Annotated in this window: 18 protein-coding genes; 11 read left to right on the top strand and 7 right to left on the bottom strand. The window is 67.3% G+C overall.

Going from position 1 to position 19,616, the window contains the following annotated elements; all coding sequences use genetic code 11:
- Nucleotides 1-48 precede the first annotated feature (48 nt).
- The 3 genes from AC1DKR_RS06685 to AC1DKR_RS06695 are packed head-to-tail and all read right to left on the bottom strand — an operon-like array spanning nucleotide 49 to nucleotide 3,305.
- Complete coding sequence (locus AC1DKR_RS06685) at nucleotides 49-636, bottom strand: cysteine dioxygenase family protein (protein WP_080277671.1); 588 nt, start codon at nucleotides 634-636, stop codon at nucleotides 49-51.
- 51 nt (nucleotides 637-687) lie between these two features.
- A complete protein-coding gene (locus AC1DKR_RS06690) occupies nucleotides 688-2,325 on the bottom strand; it encodes a carboxylesterase/lipase family protein (RefSeq protein WP_478031913.1) in 1,638 nt (545 codons plus the stop codon).
- Nucleotides 2,322-3,305 carry an alpha/beta hydrolase gene (locus tag AC1DKR_RS06695; protein ID WP_282280378.1) on the bottom strand — a complete coding sequence of 328 codons (984 nt, stop codon included), beginning with the start codon at nucleotides 3,303-3,305 and terminating at the stop codon, nucleotides 2,322-2,324. The genes AC1DKR_RS06690 and AC1DKR_RS06695 overlap by 4 nt, the downstream gene beginning before the upstream one ends.
- A 157-nt stretch (nucleotides 3,306-3,462) precedes the next feature.
- On the opposite strand from AC1DKR_RS06695, the gene AC1DKR_RS06700 reads away from it, so the two are divergent.
- From AC1DKR_RS06700 to AC1DKR_RS06740, 9 genes are all read left to right on the top strand, one after another.
- Complete coding sequence (locus AC1DKR_RS06700) at nucleotides 3,463-4,290, top strand: 2-keto-4-pentenoate hydratase (protein ID WP_117309136.1); 828 nt, start codon at nucleotides 3,463-3,465, stop codon at nucleotides 4,288-4,290.
- 39 nt (nucleotides 4,291-4,329) lie between these two features.
- A complete protein-coding gene (locus AC1DKR_RS06705) occupies nucleotides 4,330-5,334 on the top strand; it encodes a TRAP transporter substrate-binding protein (protein WP_025875493.1) in 1,005 nt (334 codons plus the stop codon).
- A gap of 10 nt (nucleotides 5,335-5,344) precedes the next feature.
- Nucleotides 5,345-5,878: a TRAP transporter small permease gene (locus AC1DKR_RS06710; RefSeq protein WP_363734150.1), complete on the top strand. Its 534-nt coding sequence runs from the start codon at nucleotides 5,345-5,347 to the stop codon at nucleotides 5,876-5,878.
- 3 nt (nucleotides 5,879-5,881) lie between these two features.
- Nucleotides 5,882-7,165 (top strand): TRAP transporter large permease, encoded by a 1,284-nt coding sequence (locus AC1DKR_RS06715; protein ID WP_025875489.1) that lies wholly within the window; start codon nucleotides 5,882-5,884, stop codon nucleotides 7,163-7,165.
- A gap of 17 nt (nucleotides 7,166-7,182) precedes the next feature.
- The gene (locus tag AC1DKR_RS06720; protein ID WP_442244269.1) at nucleotides 7,183-8,772 is read left to right on the top strand and encodes a family 43 glycosylhydrolase; all 1,590 of its coding nucleotides are present in this window, start codon (nucleotides 7,183-7,185) and stop codon (nucleotides 8,770-8,772) included.
- Between the two features lie 38 nt (nucleotides 8,773-8,810).
- On the top strand, nucleotides 8,811-9,869 hold the full coding sequence (locus AC1DKR_RS06725) for a LacI family DNA-binding transcriptional regulator (protein ID WP_025875485.1): 1,059 nt from the start codon (nucleotides 8,811-8,813) through the stop codon (nucleotides 9,867-9,869).
- A 243-nt stretch (nucleotides 9,870-10,112) separates the two neighbouring features.
- Nucleotides 10,113-10,961: a 5-dehydro-4-deoxy-D-glucuronate isomerase gene (kduI, locus tag AC1DKR_RS06730; RefSeq protein ID WP_478031916.1), complete on the top strand. Its 849-nt coding sequence runs from the start codon at nucleotides 10,113-10,115 to the stop codon at nucleotides 10,959-10,961.
- 82 nt (nucleotides 10,962-11,043) lie between these two features.
- Nucleotides 11,044-11,799 carry a 2-dehydro-3-deoxy-D-gluconate 5-dehydrogenase KduD gene (kduD, locus tag AC1DKR_RS06735; RefSeq protein ID WP_312109515.1) on the top strand — a complete coding sequence of 252 codons (756 nt, stop codon included), beginning with the start codon at nucleotides 11,044-11,046 and terminating at the stop codon, nucleotides 11,797-11,799.
- Between the two features lie 102 nt (nucleotides 11,800-11,901).
- Complete coding sequence (locus tag AC1DKR_RS06740; RefSeq protein WP_478032177.1) at nucleotides 11,902-13,002, top strand: GDSL-type esterase/lipase family protein; 1,101 nt, start codon at nucleotides 11,902-11,904, stop codon at nucleotides 13,000-13,002.
- Nucleotides 13,003-13,027: 25 nt separating this feature from the next.
- Here the strand turns inward: AC1DKR_RS06740 and AC1DKR_RS06745 are convergent, their stop codons facing one another.
- Together AC1DKR_RS06745 and phhA are read right to left on the bottom strand one after the other, a co-directional pair.
- Nucleotides 13,028-13,678, bottom strand: a complete 651-nt coding sequence (locus tag AC1DKR_RS06745) for a DMP19 family protein (protein WP_363734154.1) — start codon at nucleotides 13,676-13,678, stop codon at nucleotides 13,028-13,030.
- A gap of 91 nt (nucleotides 13,679-13,769) precedes the next feature.
- A complete protein-coding gene (phhA, locus tag AC1DKR_RS06750; protein WP_025875475.1) occupies nucleotides 13,770-14,663 on the bottom strand; it encodes a phenylalanine 4-monooxygenase in 894 nt (297 codons plus the stop codon).
- Between the two features lie 125 nt (nucleotides 14,664-14,788).
- Here phhA and AC1DKR_RS06755 point away from each other — a divergent pair, with 125 nt between their 5' ends.
- Both AC1DKR_RS06755 and AC1DKR_RS06760 read left to right on the top strand, forming a co-directional pair.
- Entirely contained in the window at nucleotides 14,789-15,271 is a 483-nt protein-coding gene (locus tag AC1DKR_RS06755; RefSeq protein ID WP_025875473.1) for an Lrp/AsnC family transcriptional regulator, read from the top strand.
- A 104-nt stretch (nucleotides 15,272-15,375) separates the two neighbouring features.
- Entirely contained in the window at nucleotides 15,376-17,382 is a 2,007-nt protein-coding gene (locus tag AC1DKR_RS06760; protein ID WP_363734156.1) for a hypothetical protein, read from the top strand.
- A gap of 35 nt (nucleotides 17,383-17,417) precedes the next feature.
- Here the strand turns inward: AC1DKR_RS06760 and AC1DKR_RS06765 are convergent, their stop codons facing one another.
- Entirely contained in the window at nucleotides 17,418-18,410 is a 993-nt protein-coding gene (locus tag AC1DKR_RS06765; RefSeq protein WP_478031920.1) for a patatin-like phospholipase family protein, read from the bottom strand.
- 144 nt (nucleotides 18,411-18,554) lie between these two features.
- The gene (locus AC1DKR_RS06770) at nucleotides 18,555-19,559 is read right to left on the bottom strand and encodes a TIGR00266 family protein (protein ID WP_363734158.1); all 1,005 of its coding nucleotides are present in this window, start codon (nucleotides 19,557-19,559) and stop codon (nucleotides 18,555-18,557) included.
- Between the last annotated feature and the right edge of the window lie 57 nt (nucleotides 19,560-19,616).

A 19,616-nucleotide genomic window follows, 5' to 3' on the forward strand; every position in this document is an offset into this window, starting at 1 on the left:
GACACAAGCCCTGATAGATAGCGCCGGGCCATGCCCGGCGCAACGCAATCAGGACGCCTCGGTCTCCATCACCTTCACCCGGCGCTGGTACCAGCCGTCATCCAGCGGATCGAACACCGCGCTGCGCTCCATCACGCCCTGGTAGACGTGCACGGACACTGCCACGTCCTCGTCGCTGGCGTTGCGCAGCGTGTGGTACTCGTGCGGCGGAATCAGGCTGCCGGCGCTGCCACGGTGCCCGTACAGCGTGTCCTGCGCAGCGAAGCGGTGACGCTCGCCACGCTGTTCCAGCAGCGCGTACGGGGTCACGATCAGCTCGCCCTGCCAGACGCCTTCCACGCACCACATCGCATCGTGGTCGTGCAGTGGCGTGCCCTGCCCCGGGCCCCAGCACATCGCGATCACGCTGTAGCCCAGCGTGGCGCTTCGGTACAGTTCACGGCGCGCGTAATGACCATCCACGGGGCGACGTACGCAGGGCGGCAGCTCGATCAGCGGATCGACGATGGCTTCACGCAGCACCCGTTGCAGCGCACCGGTGATCGCCTGCGGATCGACCAGGCAGACGGCGGCATCAATCCCTGCAATCAAGCGCTCGCGGCCGGTGAACGGCGGTGGCGTGAACATCGCTTCCATGAACCGACTCTAGCCGAGGCGGGTTAACAGAATGTTTGCACCGCGGTGTCATCACTGCGTGCCGCGCTGCACGAACGGCACTTTTGCATAGAGCGCGCGCTCTCCCGCGCGTGGATCGTCAACCATGCGGCTGTGACTCATGCGGCTGTGACTATCGAACAGCATCGTCTGCCGGTATGGCAATGAATACGGGGCCCATTGCGACATTCCTGCGTGATTCGGATCACCGGAGCGCGCAAACGCAATCAGGGCATCGCTCATCGTCGCCGCCAGTGCCTTGGCGTCTTCACCACCGCCAGTGCGTGCACCGGGCAGACCGGCGTTGTCGAACACCAGCGGAATATCCAGCGTGTGGAACGCGCGCAGGCGTCCCTCTTCCACCGGTGATGGCCAATCGAGCTGGTAGGCCCAGGTGGGTGCGGCCCCGGTTGCCTGCCGAGCGCGTGCTTCCAGTTCCTCCACCGCACCACGCCACGAGCGGCCGGCGGTGGTGGCCGCGAAGAACACCTCTGAGGGCGTGTAGTGCGGATACAGGCGTCGATACTCTGCGATCACCACCGAGGGCAGCAGATCGACGAACTGCTGCTTCTCCAGCTGCGCCGGCAGATCCTCCCAGGTCAGCCTGAAGTTGGCCGGGTCGTTGCCAAGGAACGCGCGCGTCTCATCGCGGGTGTTGCCGATCACCATCGGAATCGACGCGGACTGCGCCGGTGCCTGTGGCCAGAACGGGTGCACCGGCAGCACCACCTCATCCAGTACCGGGCCGAAGTACAGCGCGCTGCTTTCCACCCGCGAAGGATCACGTGCGCGGGTGGCGGCCAGCAGCTCGGTCGCCGGCAGTCGCAGCAACGCCTGCAGGTCGCGCGCGTCCACGGCTTCCATCGCAATCGAAGCCCGTTGCGCCGCCGCACGTGGACCGGCGGCGGTCACCTGCTGCCCGCTCATCGTCCACGCGCGCTGGAACAGGCCTTTCGCTGCGGGCATCGCCATCAGTGTGGCGATCTTGGCGCCGCCACCGGATTGCCCGAACACGGTGATGTTGCCGGCGTCGCCGCCGATCACCGCCGCATGCTCGCGCACCCACTGCAGCGCCTGCACCAGGTCGAGCTGGCCGACGTTGCCGGAGGCCGCATAGCGCGGATCGCCGAGCGCGCCCAGGTACAGGTAGCCGAAGGTGTTCAGGCGATGATTGACGGTGACCACCACCACGTCGCCGCGTCGGCACAGCGCGCTGCCGTCGTACAGCGGATCGCTGCCAGAGCCGTTGTTGAAGCCACCGCCATGGATGTAGACCAGGATCGGCCGCTTGCCGCCGTCGCCCAGTGCCGGCGTCCAGACGTTGAGGAACAGGCAATCTTCGCTGCCCGGCCCGTCCGCCCCGGTCTGTGGCGCGGATGCGGCATATTCCAGGGCGTCGGCGATACCACGCCAGCCCGTCTCGCGCCGTGGCGGCTGGAAACGGTAGGCGGAGGTGTCAGCGCCATAACGCAGACCGCGGAACACGTGCACGCCGTGCTCGCGCTGGCCACGCACGCGGCCGCCACGCAGGCGTGCCACCACCTGTGTGTCATCACGTGGCCCAGGCACCGCGGCGGCAGGAAGCGCTGCGAGGGTGGCCGTGGCCAGCGCCCAGCGTGCACTGTCGCGCAGGAAACGACGGCGCTGCAGGTTGGCATCCGCCTGGTTCAATGTGCCGCCTCCGTCGCCTGCAGCCAGCGTTGTGCCAGCAGCGGCCACACGGCCAGCGTTGAATCAGGCGGCATGCGCATGCCGAAGCCATGGCCGCCATGGGCGAACAGGTGCAGTTCGTGTTCGACACCCGCCTTGGCCAGTGCCTGCGCCATCACCTCGCTGTTGTGCACGTTGACCACCCGATCGTCGTTGGCATGGATCAGCAGCGTCGGCGGCATGTCCGCGCGTACGTGCTGCTGCATCGAATACTGCGCGGCCAACGCCGCATCGGGCTGCTCGCCCAGCAGGCGTCCGCGTGAGCCGCTGTGTGCATGCGCGCCCATGTCGATCACGGGATACACCAGCACCGCGCGTGCGGGACGCGCGCTGAGGCGATCGATGGCATCGCGTGGCGGGTAGACCGGCGCATCGAAACCGGTGGCCAGCCGTGCGGCCACATGGCCGCCGGCGGAGAAGCCCATCACCGACACGCTGTCGGCATCCAGCCTGCGCCGTGCGGCCTGGTCGCGCACCACGCGCAGTGCGCGCTGCGCGTCGGCCAGTGCCGCCTGGCGGTCGCGGCCGGCCTGCGGCAGGCGGTAGCGCAGCACGAACAGGGTGTAGCCGGCACGGTCCACCCACTCCGGCACCAGCGCGCTGTCCTCCTTGTCGATCACCACGCGCTGGTAGCCGCCACCGGGAATCACCAGCAGCGCGCGGCCGTTGGCACGGGCGGGCGTGTGCACCAGCAGGTAGGGCGCATCGACCTGGTCGATGAAGCGATCGGGGTGGGCCGGATCATCGCTGCGCTCGACCACGCGCGCCGGCCGCGCCGTGCCCGTTTCACCGGGGACCTGCCCCGCCGGCCACAGCGGCAGCTGCTCGCCAGCAAGCTCCCGGCCCAGGTGTTCGCCTGCGCGCAACGGCACATCGGCCGCGGATGCGGGGACGGTCAGCAGCAGGCCTGACAGCAACAACAGCACACGGGAAAAACGCATGGTGGAAAGGGCTCCAACGGGGAGACAACAGAGTGGCCGAGGTCACCCGCAAGCGCTCGTGATGCGCTGCGGCTTGCACGATGACACCGGTTTACCATATACACCTCCTGCAGACGCTGTCGATGGGCAGTGCAACAACGCCAGAGGGAGACCGTTCTTGAGCAACGAACACGGCATACATGGGCAGACGCCGGCGCCGGACGATGCGGCCGCGATCGCCCACGCTTTCACCACCGCGCGCCGCGGCGGCCAGGCCCTGCCCGGCTTCCCGGGCCTTGTCCCGCCTGACCTGGTGGCTGCCTACCAGGTGCAGGATCTGGCCATTGCCAGCTGGGATGACCAGGTGGTGGGCTGGAAGGTCGGCTACATCGCCGCCGAGCGCCGCGATGCGTCCGGGGACGACCGCCTGCTGGGCCCGGTTTTCTCGCGTCAGCTGAAAAATGCTACCGGTGGAACAGTGGACATTCCGGTGTTCGTCGGCGGCTTCGGCGCGGTCGAGGCGGAGTACGTGCTGGAGCTGTTGGAGGACGCTCCCGCCGCACAGCTGCACTGGACGCCCGAGCAGGCTGAAGCGCTGCCGGCGCGCCTGTACATCGGCGTGGAAGTGGCCAGCAGCCCGCTGGCGACGATCAACGAACTCGGCCCGCGCGTGGTGGTGTCCGACTTCGGCAACAACAACGGCCTGGTGCTGGGGCCGGAGATTGCCGATTGGACCGCCCGCGACGAAACCGACCTGCGCGCCGAAACCCTGATCGAGGGCGAGGTGGTCGGCACGGGTGGTGCCACCCGGCTGCCCGGCGGCCTGCGCGCGGCGTATGCGTTCGCGTTGTCCCGTTCGGCGCTGCGTGGCCGGCCGTTGCGACGGGGCGACCTGATCGCCACCGGCAACGCCACCGGCATCCATGACATCACCGTGGGGCAGACGGCGCTGGTGCGGTTTGCCGGCTTCGGCGAAATTGCCTGCAGGGCCGTGCCGGCCGGGTAACCGCCGCACGATCCGGTGAACACGCGCGGGAGGGCGCAGATGATCACACGACGACATTTCCTGGCCGGCGGCGCTGCTGCGCTGGCCACTCCGATGCTCGCGGCCTGTGGCCGTGGGCCCGCCGATGCCATTGACGGCGGCCAGCTGCTGACGGCCACCGACGTGCACGTGGCCGACTATCCCACCGTGACCGCGGTGAAGTGGATCGGCGAAACCCTGCAGCGCGAAAGCAACGGTCGCCTGCGCCTGCGGCAATACCATTCCGGCCAGCTCGGTCGCGAATCGGAAGCGATCGACATGGCCCGTTTCGGTGCCATCGACATCACCCGCGTGTATGCCGGTGCATTGAACAACGCCTTTCCGCTCACCCAGGCGCTGTGCCTGCCGTACGTGTTCGAGTCGGTGGCGCACCAGCGCGCCGCACTGGATGGCGGCATTGCCGATGCGGTGCTGCGTGGCTTCGAGAGCCGCGATCTGGTCGGCCTGGCCATCTATGACTCCGGCGCACGGTGCTTCTACAACACCAAGCATCCGATCGTGCAGCCCGGTGATCTGCACGGGCTGAAACTGCGTGTGGCGTCCTCGGACATCTTCATCCAGCTGATGCGCCTGCTCGGCGCCAACCCGACGCCGATGTCGCTGGGCGATACGTTCTCCGGCATGGAGACGCACATGATCGATGGCGCCGAGAACAACATGCGCAGCTTCCACTCCAGCCGCCACTTCGAGGCCGCGCACTACTGGTCGCAGAGCGATCACTCGTATGCGCCGGACGTTCTGTTGATGTCGCGCGCCAGTTTCGAGCGCCTGCAGCCGGCCGACCGCCAGCTGCTGCTGGAGACCGCGCGCGCCTCGGTGAAGGTGATGCGCGAGCAATGGGATGCGTCCGAAGATGCCGCGCGCCGCGCGGTGCTGGCCTCGGGCGTGAAAGCCAACGAGGTGGACCTGCCCGCCTTCCGCGCCGCCGCCCAGCCGCTGCTGCAGCAGTACCTGCAGCAACCCGAGCTGGCTGCGCTGGTCGCCCGCATCCGTGCCGCCGCCTGAGGACACTGCCATGACCGAGACGACGATTTCCACCGGATCCGGCCCCGGCCAACGCCTGCTGGACCGCATCGCCGACATCGCCATCCATGTTGCCGTGGCCGCGCTGCTGGGGCTGGTGGTGGTGCAGGGCTGGCAGGTGTTCGCCCGCTACGTGATCAACGATTCGCCCAGCTGGACCGAGCCGGTGACCCTGCTGCTGCTGGCCACCGCAATGAGCCTGGGCGCGGCCTGCGGCGTGCATACCAATCGCCACTTCGGCTTCTTCCTGCTGCACGCCTACATGGGCGCCGGCCTGCGTCGGGTGGTGGATGTGTTCACCCAGCTGGTGGTGGCCGTGCTGGGCGGCTTCATCGCGTTCTGGTCGGCCGACCTGCTGCTCGATGGAATGGACATCAAGACCGCAGGCGCCAACCTGCCGCAGAGCATCAACTACCTGCCGCTGGCCGTGGGCGGTGCGCTGATGCTGTTGTTCGCGCTGAACCGTGCGTGGAAAGCGCTGCATGCCACGGCAGCCGATGCCGACGACGCTGAAGGAGATCGTTGATCCATGGGCATCACCATCCTGTTCTCTGTTTTTGCCGCGCTGCTGCTGTTGGGCGTGCCGGTGGCCTACGCGCTGGCCGCCGCCGCGCTGGCCACCCTGCTCTACCTGGACATTCCCAGCATCGTGCTGGTCCAGCAGATCTCCGCAGGTACCGGTTCGGCCTCGCTGATCGCCATTCCACTGTTCATCTTCGCTGGCGAGATCATGATGCGCGGCGGCATCTCCGAACGCCTGATCGCCCTGGCGTCATCGCTGGTCGGGCGCATGCGCGGCGGCCTGGGCCAGGTCTCGATCCTGTCCTCGCTGTTCTTCGGCGGTGTATCCGGCTCGGCCATCGCCGATGTGTCGGCGGTGGGCGGCACGATGATTCCGCAGATGGTCAAGCGTGGCTACGACCGCGATTTCGCGGTCAACGTCAGCATCACCGCTGCGCTGGTGGCGCTGCTGGTGCCGCCGTCGCACAACCTGATCCTGTTCTCGGCTGCGGCCGGTGGTGGCCTGTCGATCGCCGACCTGTTCGCCGCCGGCATCGTGCCGGCGCTGCTGATGACCCTGGCGTTGATGATCACCGGCTACGTGGTCGCGCGTCGCCGTGGCTATGGCGTGGAAGTGTTCCCGGGCTGGCGCGCGGTACTGCTGCGCATCGTCTCTGCCTTGCCCGGCCTGGGCCTGGTGGCGCTGATCTTCGTGGGTATCCGCGCCGGCATCTTCACTGCGGTGGAAAGCGCGGCCATCGCCGTGGTCTACGCCCTGCTGGTCACCACCGTGCTGTACCGGCAGCTGCGCTGGCGCGAGTTCTTCGACACCGTCATCCATGCCGCGCGCAGCACCGGCGTGATCCTGTTCGTGATCGCCACCGCGGCGGTGTTCGGATGGCTGCTGGCCTACCTGCAGGTGCCTGCGGCGGCGGTGGACTTCCTGCAGTCGTTCGCGCACAGCCAGTTCATGGTGCTGCTGATGATCGTGGTGATGCTGCTGCTGCTGGGCACCTTCATGGACCTGGCACCGATGATCCTGATCTGCACGCCGATCTTCCTGCCGGTGGCCAAGGCCTATGGCATCGATCCGATCCACTTCGGCCTGGTGCTGGTGCTGACCGGTGGCCTCGGCCTGGTCACGCCGCCGGTGGGCTCGGTGCTGTTCATCGGTACCGCCATCGGCAAGATCAGCGTCGGCCAGAGCATGCGCACGATCTGGCCGTTCTGGTTCGCCGCGCTGGGCGTGCTGCTGATCGTCACCTTCTTCCCGTCGCTGTCGCTGTGGCTGCCCGCCGCGCTGCGCGCCTGATGAGCGGAGGCGATCACATGACATCGACGCTGCACCGCGCTGCTGCAACCGCCCTGCTCGGCCTGCTGCTGGCCGCGTTGCCTGCCCTGGCTGCCGACCCCGCGCCCGCGCAGTGGAAGCGCGGCATCGAGCACCAGCGCCAGGGCGACCTTGGCAACGGTACCTTCCTCAACCCGGTGCTGGCCGGTGACAGGCCCGATCCGTCGGTGCTGAAGGACGGCGAGGATTACTACCTCACCCTGTCTTCGTTCGACGCCTATCCTGGCCTGCCGATCTGGCACTCGCGCGACCTGGTCAACTGGCAGCCGCTCGGCCATGCGATCACGCAGAACGTCGGTGCGATCTGGGCGCCGGACATCGTCAAGCACCAGGGCCGCTACTTCATCTACTTCCCGGCGCGCACCGGTGAGCGCCGCAGCAACTTCGTGGTCTGGGCCGATGACATCAAGGGCCCGTGGAGTGCGCCGATCGACATCGGCCTGGGCGGCTACATCGACCCCGGCCACGCGGTTGGCGAGGACGGCAAGCGCTACCTGTTCCTCAGCGGCGGCGACTACGTGCAGCTGGCCGATGACGGCCTGAGCGTGGTGGGTACGCCCAAGCATGTGTACGACGGCTGGCGCTACCCGGAAAGCTGGGACGTGGAGGCCTACGCGCAGGAAGGCCCGAAGATCCACTTCCGCGATGGCTGGTACTACATGACCACCGCAGTGGGCGGCACCGCCGGCCCACCGACCGGGCACATGGTGATCACCGCGCGCTCGCGCTCGATCCACGGCCCGTGGGTGAACGCGCCGAACAACCCGATCATGCGCACCCGGTCGGCCGCTGAACCATGGTGGTCGCGTGGCCACGCCACGGTGATCGAAGGCACCGATGGCCGCTGGTGGATGATGTACCACGGCTACGAGAACGGCTTCTGGACGCTGGGCCGGCAGGCGCTGCTGGAACCCATCGAATGGACCGCCGATGGCTGGTTCGTGGCCAAGGGCGGCGATCTCGGGCAGCCGCTGCGCAAGCCATCGGGCAGCGCGCTGGCACCGCACGGCATGGCCCTGTCCGATGCTTTCACCGGCCGTACGCTGGGCCCGCAGTGGGCGTTCTTCAACCCGGCGCTGGATGAATACCGGCGCCTGCACTTCAGCGGCGACGGCCTGGTGCTGCAGGGCAAGGGCAGCACGCCGCGCGATGCCTCGCCGCTGACCACCATTGCCGGTGACCCGGCCTACCAGTTCGAGGTGCAGATGGAGATCGCCCCCGGCGCGGTGGGCGGTGCCCTGCTGTTCTACAGCGACCGCTTGTACGTGGGCGTGGGCAGCAACGGCGAGCAGTTCGTCATGCACCGCTACGGCGAGGAGCGCCCCACCCGGCTGGCGGCCAGCGCCAAGGGCGGCCGGCTCTGGCTGCGGGTGACCAACAACCGCCACATCGTCACCATCCATTCCAGCGCCGATGGCCAGACCTGGCAGAAGTATCCGGTTCAGATGGAAGTGTCCGGTTACCATCACAATGTGGCCGGCAAGTTCCTGGCACTGAAACCGGCCCTGTATGCGGCCGGCAACGGTGCGGTAACCTTCCGCAGCTTCCGCTATCGCGCGCTGGACTGAGCGCGCGCTGGAATCCCCAGGCTTATCGGGTTCACTACATGTCAGTGCGCAACAAGAACGATGCCGCTACGCCGGCATTGGCAAAGGGCAAGGCCGCCACGATCAATGACATCGCGCGACTGTCGGGTGTATCCAAGAAAACGGTTTCAAGGATCATCAACAACTCGCCGCTGGTGCGCAAGGACACGCGCGACAAGGTGGAAGCGTTGATGCGCGAAGTCGGCTACACCCCCGACCCGCTGGCCCGTGGCCTGGCCTTCCGCCGCTCGTTCCTGATCGGCATGGTCTACGACAACCCCACCGCGCAGTACATCGTGGACATGCAGTACGGCGCGCTGGATGCGCTGCGTGGCTCCAGCTTCGAACTGGTGGTGCACCCCTGCGACAGCCGTAGCCCGGGCTACATCGACGGCGTGCGCCGCTTCGCCCAGCAGCAGAAGCTGCATGGGGTGATCCTGGTGCCACGCGCGTCCGAAGACCAGGCGCTGGCGGACATGCTGGACGAGATCGGCTGCCGCTTCACCCGCGTGGCTGCGCTGCCGCTGGATGAAACCTCGCAGATGGTGGTCACCCACGACCGCGACGGTGCCGCCGAAGCGGCCGACTACCTGCTTTCGCTGGGCCACCGTGACATCGCCCTGGTGACCGGCCCCAGTGCATACCGCTCGGCGCACGAACGCACCGCCGGCTTCATCGAGGCGCTGTCGCAGCGTGGCATCGAGCTGCCGAAGGATCGCATCATCGAGGCCGGCTACACCTTCGAATCGGGTGTGGCCGCCGCCGAGAAGCTGCTGCTGGGCAAGCGCCGGCCCACCGCCATCTTCACCGGCAACGATGAAATGGCCGCCGGTATCTACAAGGTCGCGCTGCGTGCGGGCATCAACATTCCGCGCCAGCTGTCGATCGTCGGTTACGACGACAGCCCGCTGGCCTCGCGCCTGTGGCCGTCGCTGACCTCGGTGCGCCGGCATACCCGCGACACCGGCCGCACCGCTGCGGCCATGCTGATCCAGCCTGAAGGCCAGCCTGCGCTGCAGATCGCCAGCGTGCGCCCGCACCTGATCGTGCGCGATTCCTGCCAACCGCCCGAGGATTGATCCCGCAGGGATCAATCCTGTAGGTCACGACCGTTGGTCGTGACACCTTCACGGATCAGTCCGGTAGGTCACGACCGTTGGTCGTGACACTCCACCCGCCCTCCCCCCATCGATCGCACCCTGCCGATGCCGTCCAACCGCCATCGTGCAGCGCAAAATGACACCGGTTTCCTGTCTGGCTAGAATCGACCGTGAACCGTGCCGGGGCCGAACCATCGGCCCGCCCCCTGCTCTGGAGAAGCCATGTACTGCAAGACCCATTACGCCACCCATCCCGACGCCATCAAGGGCGCCAGCAACGATCAGCTGCGCGAGCTGTACCTCCTCGATGGCCTGTTCAACGCCGATGCGGTGACCCTGAAGTACACCCACTACGAGCGCTTCGTGCTGGGCGGTGCGGCGCCGATCAACGGCCCGCTGTCGCTGCCGGCGCAGACCGAACCGGCGTCGGCCGCTGGCCATCCGCTCCTGGAGCGTCGCGAGCTGGGCATCATCAACGTCGGCAGCGGCACCGGTACGGTCACCGTCGATGGCACCGTGTACACGCTGGGGCCGAAGGATGGCCTGTACGTGGCGATGGGCAGCAAGGACGTCGTCTTCGCTTCGCAGGACGCCGCCAACCCGGCGCAGTTCTACCTGGCCTCGACCCCGGCGCATGCGCGCTTTGAAACCAAGCAGTTGTCGATCAAGGACGCAGTGGCACTGGATCGCGGCGCGCTGGAAACCAGCAACGAGCGCACCATCTACCAGTACATCGTGCCGGCCACCTGCCAGTCCTCGCAGCTGCTGCTGGGCCTGACCGTGCTCAAGCCGGGCAGCGTCTGGAACACCATGCCGCCGCACCTGCACGACCGCCGCAGCGAGGTCTATTTCTACTTCGACCTGGGCGACAGCGACCGCGTCTACCACTTCATGGGCGAGCCGGACGCACAGCGCCACATCGTCATCCAGAACAACGAAGCGGTGGTGTCGCCGCCGTGGTCGATCCACATGGGCGCCGGCACCAGCAACTACGCCTTCATCTGGGCGATGGGTGGCGAGAACCTGGACTACACCGACATGCACGTGCTGGACATCTGCCAGCTCAAGTAAGCGCCGGGCGGCCACCGCGCACGCCGTGCCGGTGGCCACCTGCCCCGCATCACGCACGCCTCTACCAAGGAACGCATACGCAATGACCAACCCCTTCAGCCTGGAAGGAAAAGTCGCTCTGGTAACCGGTGGCAATACCGGCCTGGGCCAGGGCATCGCAGTGGCGCTGGCTGCCGCAGGCGCCGATGTCGCCGTGGCCGGCATCGCCCCGCCCACCGAAACCATCGAGAAGATCACCGCGCTGGGCCGCCGCTGCCTGGCGGTGGAAGCCAACCTGATCAGCATCGAGCCGGTCGAGCGCGTGGTGCGCGAAACGCTCGAAGGCCTGGGCGGGCTGGACATCCTGGTCAACAACGCCGGCCTGATCCGCCGCGCCGACGCCGTGGACTTCAGCGAGCAGGACTGGGACGACGTGATGAACGTCAACATCAAGTCGGCCTTCTTCATCTCGCAGGCTGCCGGCCGCCACTTCATCGCCCAGGGCAGCGGCAAGATCATCAACATCGCCTCGATGCTGTCGTTCCAGGGCGGCATCCGCGTACCGTCGTACACCGCCAGCAAGAGCGGCATCGCCGGCATCACCCGCCTGCTGGCCAACGAGTGGGCGGGCAAGGGCGTGAACATCAACGCCATTGCGCCGGGCTACATGGCCACCGACAACACCGCCGCGCTGCGCGCCGATGCAGACCGCAACAAGGCGATCCTTGAGCGCATTCCGGCCGGCCGCTGGGGCAAGCCCGAAGATCTGGCTGGTGCGGCAGTGTTCCTGGCCTCGTCGGCGTCGGATTACATCAACGGTGCGGTGCTGCCGGTCGATGGTGGCTGGCTGGCGCGGTAATGCTTGGCTTTCGGTAGTGCCGGCCACTGGCCGGCATTTCCACCGATGTGCAACGCATCCATGAGGTTGCCGGCCAGCGGCCGGCACTACCAGGGCCCGGCCATGCGGAAACTGTTGTTGCTGTTGCTGCTGTCGAGCGCCGCCGCGCATGCGGCGCCGGTGCGATTGTTCATTGCCGGTGACTCCACTGCGGCCGAATACGGGCCCGAGCGTGCGCCGCAGGCGGGGTGGGGCCAAGCGCTGCAGAGCTACCTGGATCCGGCGCGCTTCGAAGTGCGAAACCACGCCAAGGGTGGGCGCAGCACGCGCAGCTTCATCGACGAAGGACGCCTGGATGCCATTGGGCGCGAACTGCGTCGTGGCGATGTGCTGCTGATCCAGTTCGGCCACAACGATGCGAAGTTCGAAGACCGCACACGCTACACCGATCCGGACAGTGATTACCCGCGGATGCTGATGCGCTACGTGCAGGTGGCGCGTGACCACGGTGCCACGCCGGTGCTGGTCACGCCGGTGGCACGGCTGCTGTACGACTTCGGTTCGCTGCTGGATACGCACGCGCGTTACACGTTGGCGATGCAGCAGCTGGCCACACGCGAGCACGTTGCACTGATCGACCTCAACGACCGCAGCATGCGCTGGATCCGGGCGCTGGGCGAGCAGGGTGCACGCCCGTACTTCCTGTTCGTGCCGGAACAGCACAAGGCCGACGGCACCCACTTCAGCGTAGCCGGTGCCAACGCGGTGGCGTGCCTGGTGCTGCGCGAGGCGGTGCAGGTTCTGCCGGCGCTGCAGCCTGCACTGGTGCGCGATATCGACTGCGACGTTATGGGGGTGGGGCAGGGCGGCGATCCTGCGCGTGCCTCACAGGTGGTGCACGAAGACACGCTGGCGCGCGCACAGCCGGGCCCGCATGGCGGCGCCGGGCCGACCACGGCGTACCCGTTCTTCGCCGATGCGCAGGGCCTGCCGTTCGTGCTGCGCAAGCGGGTGCTGCACAAGGGCGCGGGCATCGGCCTGCATCCGCAGCACAAGGATGAGATCTACTACATCGTGAGCGGGCAGGGCAGCTATGTGCTGGATGGAAAACAGCACGACGTGCGTGAGGGGCATGCGTTGCTGACGCGCAAGGGCAGCAGCCATGCGCTGCAGCAGGTGGGCGAAGAGGATCTGGTGGTGCTGTTGGCGTATCCGCGTAACTGAAAAAGCAGCCGAGCATGGCTCGGCGCTACAAGGGCTCAGGACCGAATTGCTGCAGGCCAAGCCGCGCCAGATCTTCGGGACGCTCGAAGTAGGCTTCGTCGAAGGCATGCAGCGCCTCCTGCTCCTGTTCGGTCATCGCGCCGTACAAGTCGGTCAGTTCCTTGATCGCAGGATCATCTTCCAGTCGATCGAGCAGCCCGCGCATGCCGGCCAGGATCGCGTGCGTCTGCACTGCCCCCATCGCCTGCAATGCGCGCAGCGCCAGCTGGCAGGTCGGGTCGCCCCAGTTGCACAGGAACTGCATGAAGCCGCCGTTGTTGATGTCCGCTTCCATCCGCCACAGCGCCACCAGCTGCTGGTCTTCATCGGACAGCGCATCGAGCGACCATGCGGCCGCCTTCAGGCGCGCCAGCGCGGCTTCATAGCGGTCATCCCACACTTGGTTCGGAACATCGACCAAGCCGCGTTCCTGCGCCGGCAGCAGCGCGGGCCAGTTCACGCCCAGCCCATCGGTCGTGAGCAGCCACTGCGCGCGCTGTTCAGCCGTGGCCTCGAACAGCGCAGGCACCCAGCGCAACGGCTGCCGGGTGCGGCGGCCGTCGGCCAGGGTCAACAGGATGAAGTCGTCATCGAAGGCGACGTCGGTCGCGCGCAGGGTGGCAAACACATCAGTCATGCCGTGCAGGATAGCGGAGACCCAGGATTGGCCCCCTAATCTTCAAAAGCTGCAGACGCTTTTGAAGTTTAGCCGGACCTCGGCTGTCGCCTCACACATCCCCACCATCAGCCCAGCCTTCGCCCGTGCCGGCCTGGAACACGCGGTCGTCGGCCTGCACGTCGCCCGCCGGCAGGTGCGCCTGGTCGGCCAGCGCGGCATAGATCGGGGTGAAGTCCGGCGACGTCGCCTGCATCAGCTGCTCGAAGCTGTCGATGACGAAGTAGGTCTTCTGGAAGGTGTCGATGCGGTAGCGCGTGCGCATGATCCGCTGCAGGTCGAAACCGATGCGGTTCGGTGCGGCGGACTCAAGCGAGTACAGCGATTCGCCCTTCGACGAGACGATGCCGGCACCGTAGATGCGCATGCCTTCGGGCGTGTCGATCAGGCCGAACTCCACCGTGTACCAGTACAGGCGGGTCAGGTTCTGCAGCGCCTCCGGGCCGATCGCATGTGCTTTGACGCCGCCGCGGCCGTAGGCCTCCATGTAGTTGGCGAACACCGGGTTCATCAGCAGCGGCACGTGGCCGAACAGGTCGTGGAACAGGTCCGGTTCGGCGATGTAGTCGATCTGGTCGGGGCGGCGGATCCACCACGTCACCGGGAAGCGGCGGTTGGCCAGATGGTCGAAGAAATCCAGTTCCGGCAGCAGGCCTTCCACGCCGACCAGGGTCCAGCCGGTGGCCGCGCCCAGCACTTCATTGAGCTGGTCGAAGCGCGGGATCATGTGCGCGCTCATGCCCATCTCGTCCTGCGCATCCAGGAACTCCTGGCAGGCGCGGCCGACCAGCAGTTCGCGCTGGCGCTGGTACAGCGTGCTCCAGGTGGCGTGGTCGTCGGCGGTATAGGTGTCCCACGGCTGCTCGACGAGCGCGGTGGTGTACACCGGCACGTAGCCCTTGTCGGTCTGCTGGTGTTCGACGCGGCGGGGCTGGGCGAGGTCCATGGAAGACTCCTTGACGGGATACCCACGATGCTAGGGCAGGGGGCGCGCAACAGGGTTGCAAAAGTTGCGCGGATTGACCTTGTTGGCGCAATATCCTTGCGTACTCACCATGTTGCGGGGCAACAATGGCCGGAGAAGTCCAGTTCGATCGCACGGATATACGTCTGCTGGCTGAAATCCAGCGTGATGGTCGCGCCACCAACGCGGAGCTGGCGACGCGGGTGAACCTGTCGCCGTCGGCCTGCCTGCGCCGCCTGCAGCGGCTGGAAAGCGAAGGGGTGATCGTCGGCTATGGCGCGCGCCTGGAGCCCCGCCGGCTCGGCCTGGGGCTGCAGGCGTTCGTGCGCGTGCAGCTGGAAAAGCATGACCAGGCTGCGATCGGGCACTTCGTCGACAGCGTGCAGGCCTGGGATGAAGTGGTGGCCTGCCACGCCCTGACCGGCGACATGGACTATCTGCTGCATGTGTATGTGCGCGATCTGGAGCACTTCTCGCGTTTCCTGCTGGACAGGCTGCTCAACGCCGGTGGCGTGGCCGATGCCAATTCCAGCTTCGTGCTGCGCACGGTGAAGGGTTTCCAGGCATTGCCGTTGTCGCAGTTGGAATGAACCGGCTGCCGGGCGATTTGACGGCGGCGGACGGGTAGTCGAGCATCGCTGCCTTGCGGCGCGTGCACGCGCAGGTGCCGCCGTGTTCTTCTTCGATTGCAGGCATGTCCGATACTCCGCACCCGGTGCTCCACACCCTTTTCCTGCCGCTGCAGCGCAAGACGCTGGCGCGTTTCATCGGCCATGGCACGGCGCCGCAGACGGCGCTGGAACAGGCCGGCCTGATGGCTGCGCTGCTGTGCCGCCAGCGCCTGCATTCACCGGCGCAGGTCGAACGCCTGCTGCACGATGCCTGTGCGCTGTTTGCCGCCGACAGCAGCGCTGCGACCACGCATCTGGCGGGGCAGGGCGGCGGCGCGCAGCCGGAACTGGATGCTTGGCTGTCCGACCTTGCTGCCAACGGCGTGCTGCTGGCACCGGCGGAGATCGCCCAGGCCTTCCTCGCCAGTTCACCGCAGCACTACCCGGGATTGGCGCTGCAGCAGGCCTGCCAGGAGACGCTGAGCGAGCATTCCATTCGTTTTCCCGCAGCCTTTGGCAGCGAGGAGGACGTCGCCGATGACGCTGTCGAGGCGGCAGATGCCGATACGCACGCGATCGAGCGCAACGGCCTGTACACCTCCGAACAGGCGCGAGTGCTCCGCACGATCGCCGCCAATCCGGACGAGCTGATCGACCTCGACGGCTACGCCGGCACCGGCAAGGGGCACCTGGTGTTGGCGCTGATGGATGCGCGACCGGGCCGCTATACCTACGTGGCGCCCATGCGGGGGCAGGTGGAGGCGTTCCGTGCCCGCGTACGCGGCGAGACCGCCAAGCGCCTGCTGACCCAGATTGAGTTTGCCAACCTGCTTGCGCAGCACGCAGCCCGCACTGGCAGGACCGGCGGCTTCGTGGCGACCTACCGTATCAGTACCTTGTCGGCACGCGAAATCGCGGCCCGGATAGGCCTGCAGGGCGTCGGCAGCAGAACGCCGGAACAGATGCTGAGGACCGCACTCGATGCCATCACCCTGTGGTGTGCATCGTCGGCCACCAGCCTGCAGCCCTGGCACTTCAAGCGCACGGTGCACTGGTCGATGATCAACGCCGAGCCCTATATCGCCGCCGCCGAACACGTCTGGCGTTGCATGTTCGACAGCGCCACCCAGCGCGGCGGCTGCCTGAGCCTGACCACGGGCCACATCGGCAAGTGGTTGGCGCTGCGTGGCGTTGCCCCGCCAGTGGAAATGGGGATGCTGCTGATCGACGAGGCGCATGACCTCAGCCCGTCATGGCGGCAGTTGCTGGCCGCGCATGCGCCGGGCGTGGTCAGTCTGGGAGATCCGCACCAACGCCTGAGCGGAAGCGTGCCACGCTGGAACGCGGCCAAGGTGGTGGAGATGCACCAGTCGGTGCGGCAGGGCAGCCAGGTCGACGGTCTGGTCAACCAGGCGCTGGCGATGGACTACCTCGGGCGCGACAGCGGGCCGTTCATGGGCGCGACCGACCGCGCCACCGGCGTGCTGCACTATGCAGACTGGTCGCAGGTGCCCGACGGCGGCATCCGCATCTACGGTGACCTGCTGCGGCTGATGCAGGACGCGGCGCGGCTGCACGTGCGTGGCGCGCGGGTGCACATCCATCCGTCCACGCTGCGACTCCTGAACGCGGCCCTGCGCAAGCCGATCGAGGCATGGAACACGGTCCGCGAAGGTGGCTCCCTGCGCGACTGGGAGCGCGTGGTCGAACAGTTCCAGGAGCGCGGCGAAGGCGCACTGGCTGACCTGTTCAGTCGCAGCGACAGCCCGCAGACGATCATGCAGACGCTGCAGGCCCTGGTCCCGGCCGAGGAAAGCCAGCTGGTGCTGTGCCTGGCCGAACATGCGAAGAATCTGCAGTTTGAAGTTGTTTCGATGTCCGACTGCTGCTTCAGGGCGAAGCCGGCCGAGCGCTCCAGGCACAGTCCGGTGCGTGCCGCCTATGTCGCGATGACCCGTGCCAGTCGACAGCTGTGGGTACCGGAAGGGGCGATGGAACACCTGCAGACGAGCGCTGCCCAGCATGAATCGGCCAAGCAGGAACAGCAGCTCGAACGCCAGCACGCCGCCGGGCATCGCCCGCGGCGTTGACCACGGCGCCGCTCAGCGGCGGCGCCCTGCAGCCCTCAGCACTTTTCCTTGCGGCCCATCAGCTTGCCCAGGCGCGAAGGCTCGTCGCACTTGGGCGCCGCCACCGGTGCCGGTGCCAACGCCGCGGCACGGGCCTTCTGCAGCTGCTGGATCTTGGCGCGGATCTGCGGCATCGCCGCCATCGCGGCCTTCTCGCCTTCCAGGATGGCCGTGCCACGCTGGCTGAAATCGGCAGCACCGATGTCCAGCACCTTCGGCCGGATCACGATGTCGGCGCGCGCCAGTTCCTGCTCGCCCAGACGCTGGCCCATGATCGAGATCGACTGGTTGACGATGCCGAGCATGCCGGTCGGTGCCTTGCCGCTGGCCTTGCTGGAGATGTCCACGGCGATCACGAACTCGGCACCGAGCTGCCGTGCGGCATCCACCGGCACTGGGCTGACCACGCCGCCGTCGATGTAGTTGCGGCCACCGATCTTCACCGGCTCGAACACGCCGGGGATGCTGCTGGACGCGCGCACCGCCTGGCCGACGTTGCCGCGCACGAAGATCGAACGCTCGCCGGTTTCCAGTTGGGTGGCGACGGCGGCGAACGGCTTCTTCAGGCGCTCGGTCGGGCGGTTGGCCACCTGTTCGTTGACGTAGTCCTGCAGCTTCTGGCCCTGCACCAGGCCACCGGAGAACAGGCGCACGTCGCGGATGCTGGCTTCATCCAGCGCCACCGCCTTGCTCTGCATCTGGAAGGCATCCATGCCGCTGGCATACAGGGCGCCGACCACGCTGCCGGCGCTGGTGCCGGACACCACCACCGGTTCGAAGCCGTTGGCCTCGAGCATCTTGATCACGCCGATGTGCGCAAAGCCCTTGGCCGCGCCGCCGCCGAGCGCGATGCCGATCTTCACCGGCTTGGCCTGCGGAACCACGGTGGGCTGCGCGGGCGGGGTGGGGCGGACCTCTTCACCACCACAACCGGCCAGCAGGCCAATCAGGGCGACGGACAGCAGCACGCGGGGGCGGAACAGGCTCATCGGCAGTGCGCTCGCGGCGCCGGATTCAGGAAAGGGCGCCAGCATACCGAAGGCGTGGCGGAGCGGGCAGGGTGGGGGGATTCCCCATTCATGAAATCACCTGCCGCCGACTGGGTAGTGCCGGCCGTCCAGCCTCCGGGGCACTCAGCCCAGCAGCGAACTCTCGCCGCGGCTCTTGCCGCCGCCCTGCGGCGCGGCCATCCACATGCGGCCGGCCAGGCGCGAGAACGGCAGCGACTGCAGCCAGACCTTGCCCGGCCCGGTCAGCGTGGCCAGGAACACGCCTTCGCCGCCGAACAGCACGCTTCGGATGCCTTTGACCCGGCGCACGTCCATGTCCACGGTCGGGTGGTAGGCGACGATGCAGCCGGTATCGACATCCAGGCGTTCGCCAGCGGCCAGCTCACGCTCGACCACGCAGCCGCCGGCATGGATGAACACCCAGCCGTCGCCTTCCAGCTTCTGCATGATGAAACCTTCGCCGCCGAACAGGCCGGTCATGATCTTGCGCTGGAACTGCACACCGATCTGCACGCCGCGCGCGCCGGCCAGGAAGCTGTCCTTCTGGCAGATCAGGCGCCCGCCGTGCTGGTCCAGCTTCATCGCCAGCACGGTGCCGGGATAGGGCGCGGCGAAGGCGACCTTGCCGCGGCCCGGGCCGGTCTGCGTGTAGACGGTGGCAAACAGGCTCTCACCGGTCAGCACGCGCTTGCCTGCGGCCATCACCTTGTCCATGAAACCGCTGCCCTGGCCACCGCGTGCGCCTCCGCCGAAGACGGTATCCATCTGCACCGAAGCGTCCTTGAACATCAACGCGCCGGCCTCCGCCACCGCACCTTCGCCAGGGTCCAGTTCGATTTCCACGAACTGCATTTCATGGCCGACGATGCGGAAGTCGATGCGGTCGGCACGGCTGCCGGTTGACGCAGTTGTCACTGCGGGCGTGACTGCAGGCATCGGCGGCGGCGCTGTTGTGGCGGTGCTGGCCTGCTGCAGGGCAACGATTTCGGACACCGGTGTCCACCCTGTCATGCCCTGGCACCAGGCCAGCGCGCGCGGATTGGCCTGGGCAAAGCGGCGCGCGGCCTCCTCGTCGAACGGACCGACACGGTCGGCCTGGCCGGGAGCATGGAAGTACCACTGGGTCATCGCAGCAGGTCCGTTGCGGGGGAAAACCCCGAGTCTAGCGGCAGCTTCCGGCGGCGC

This window comes from Stenotrophomonas sp. 01N47 (assembly GCF_056399165.1).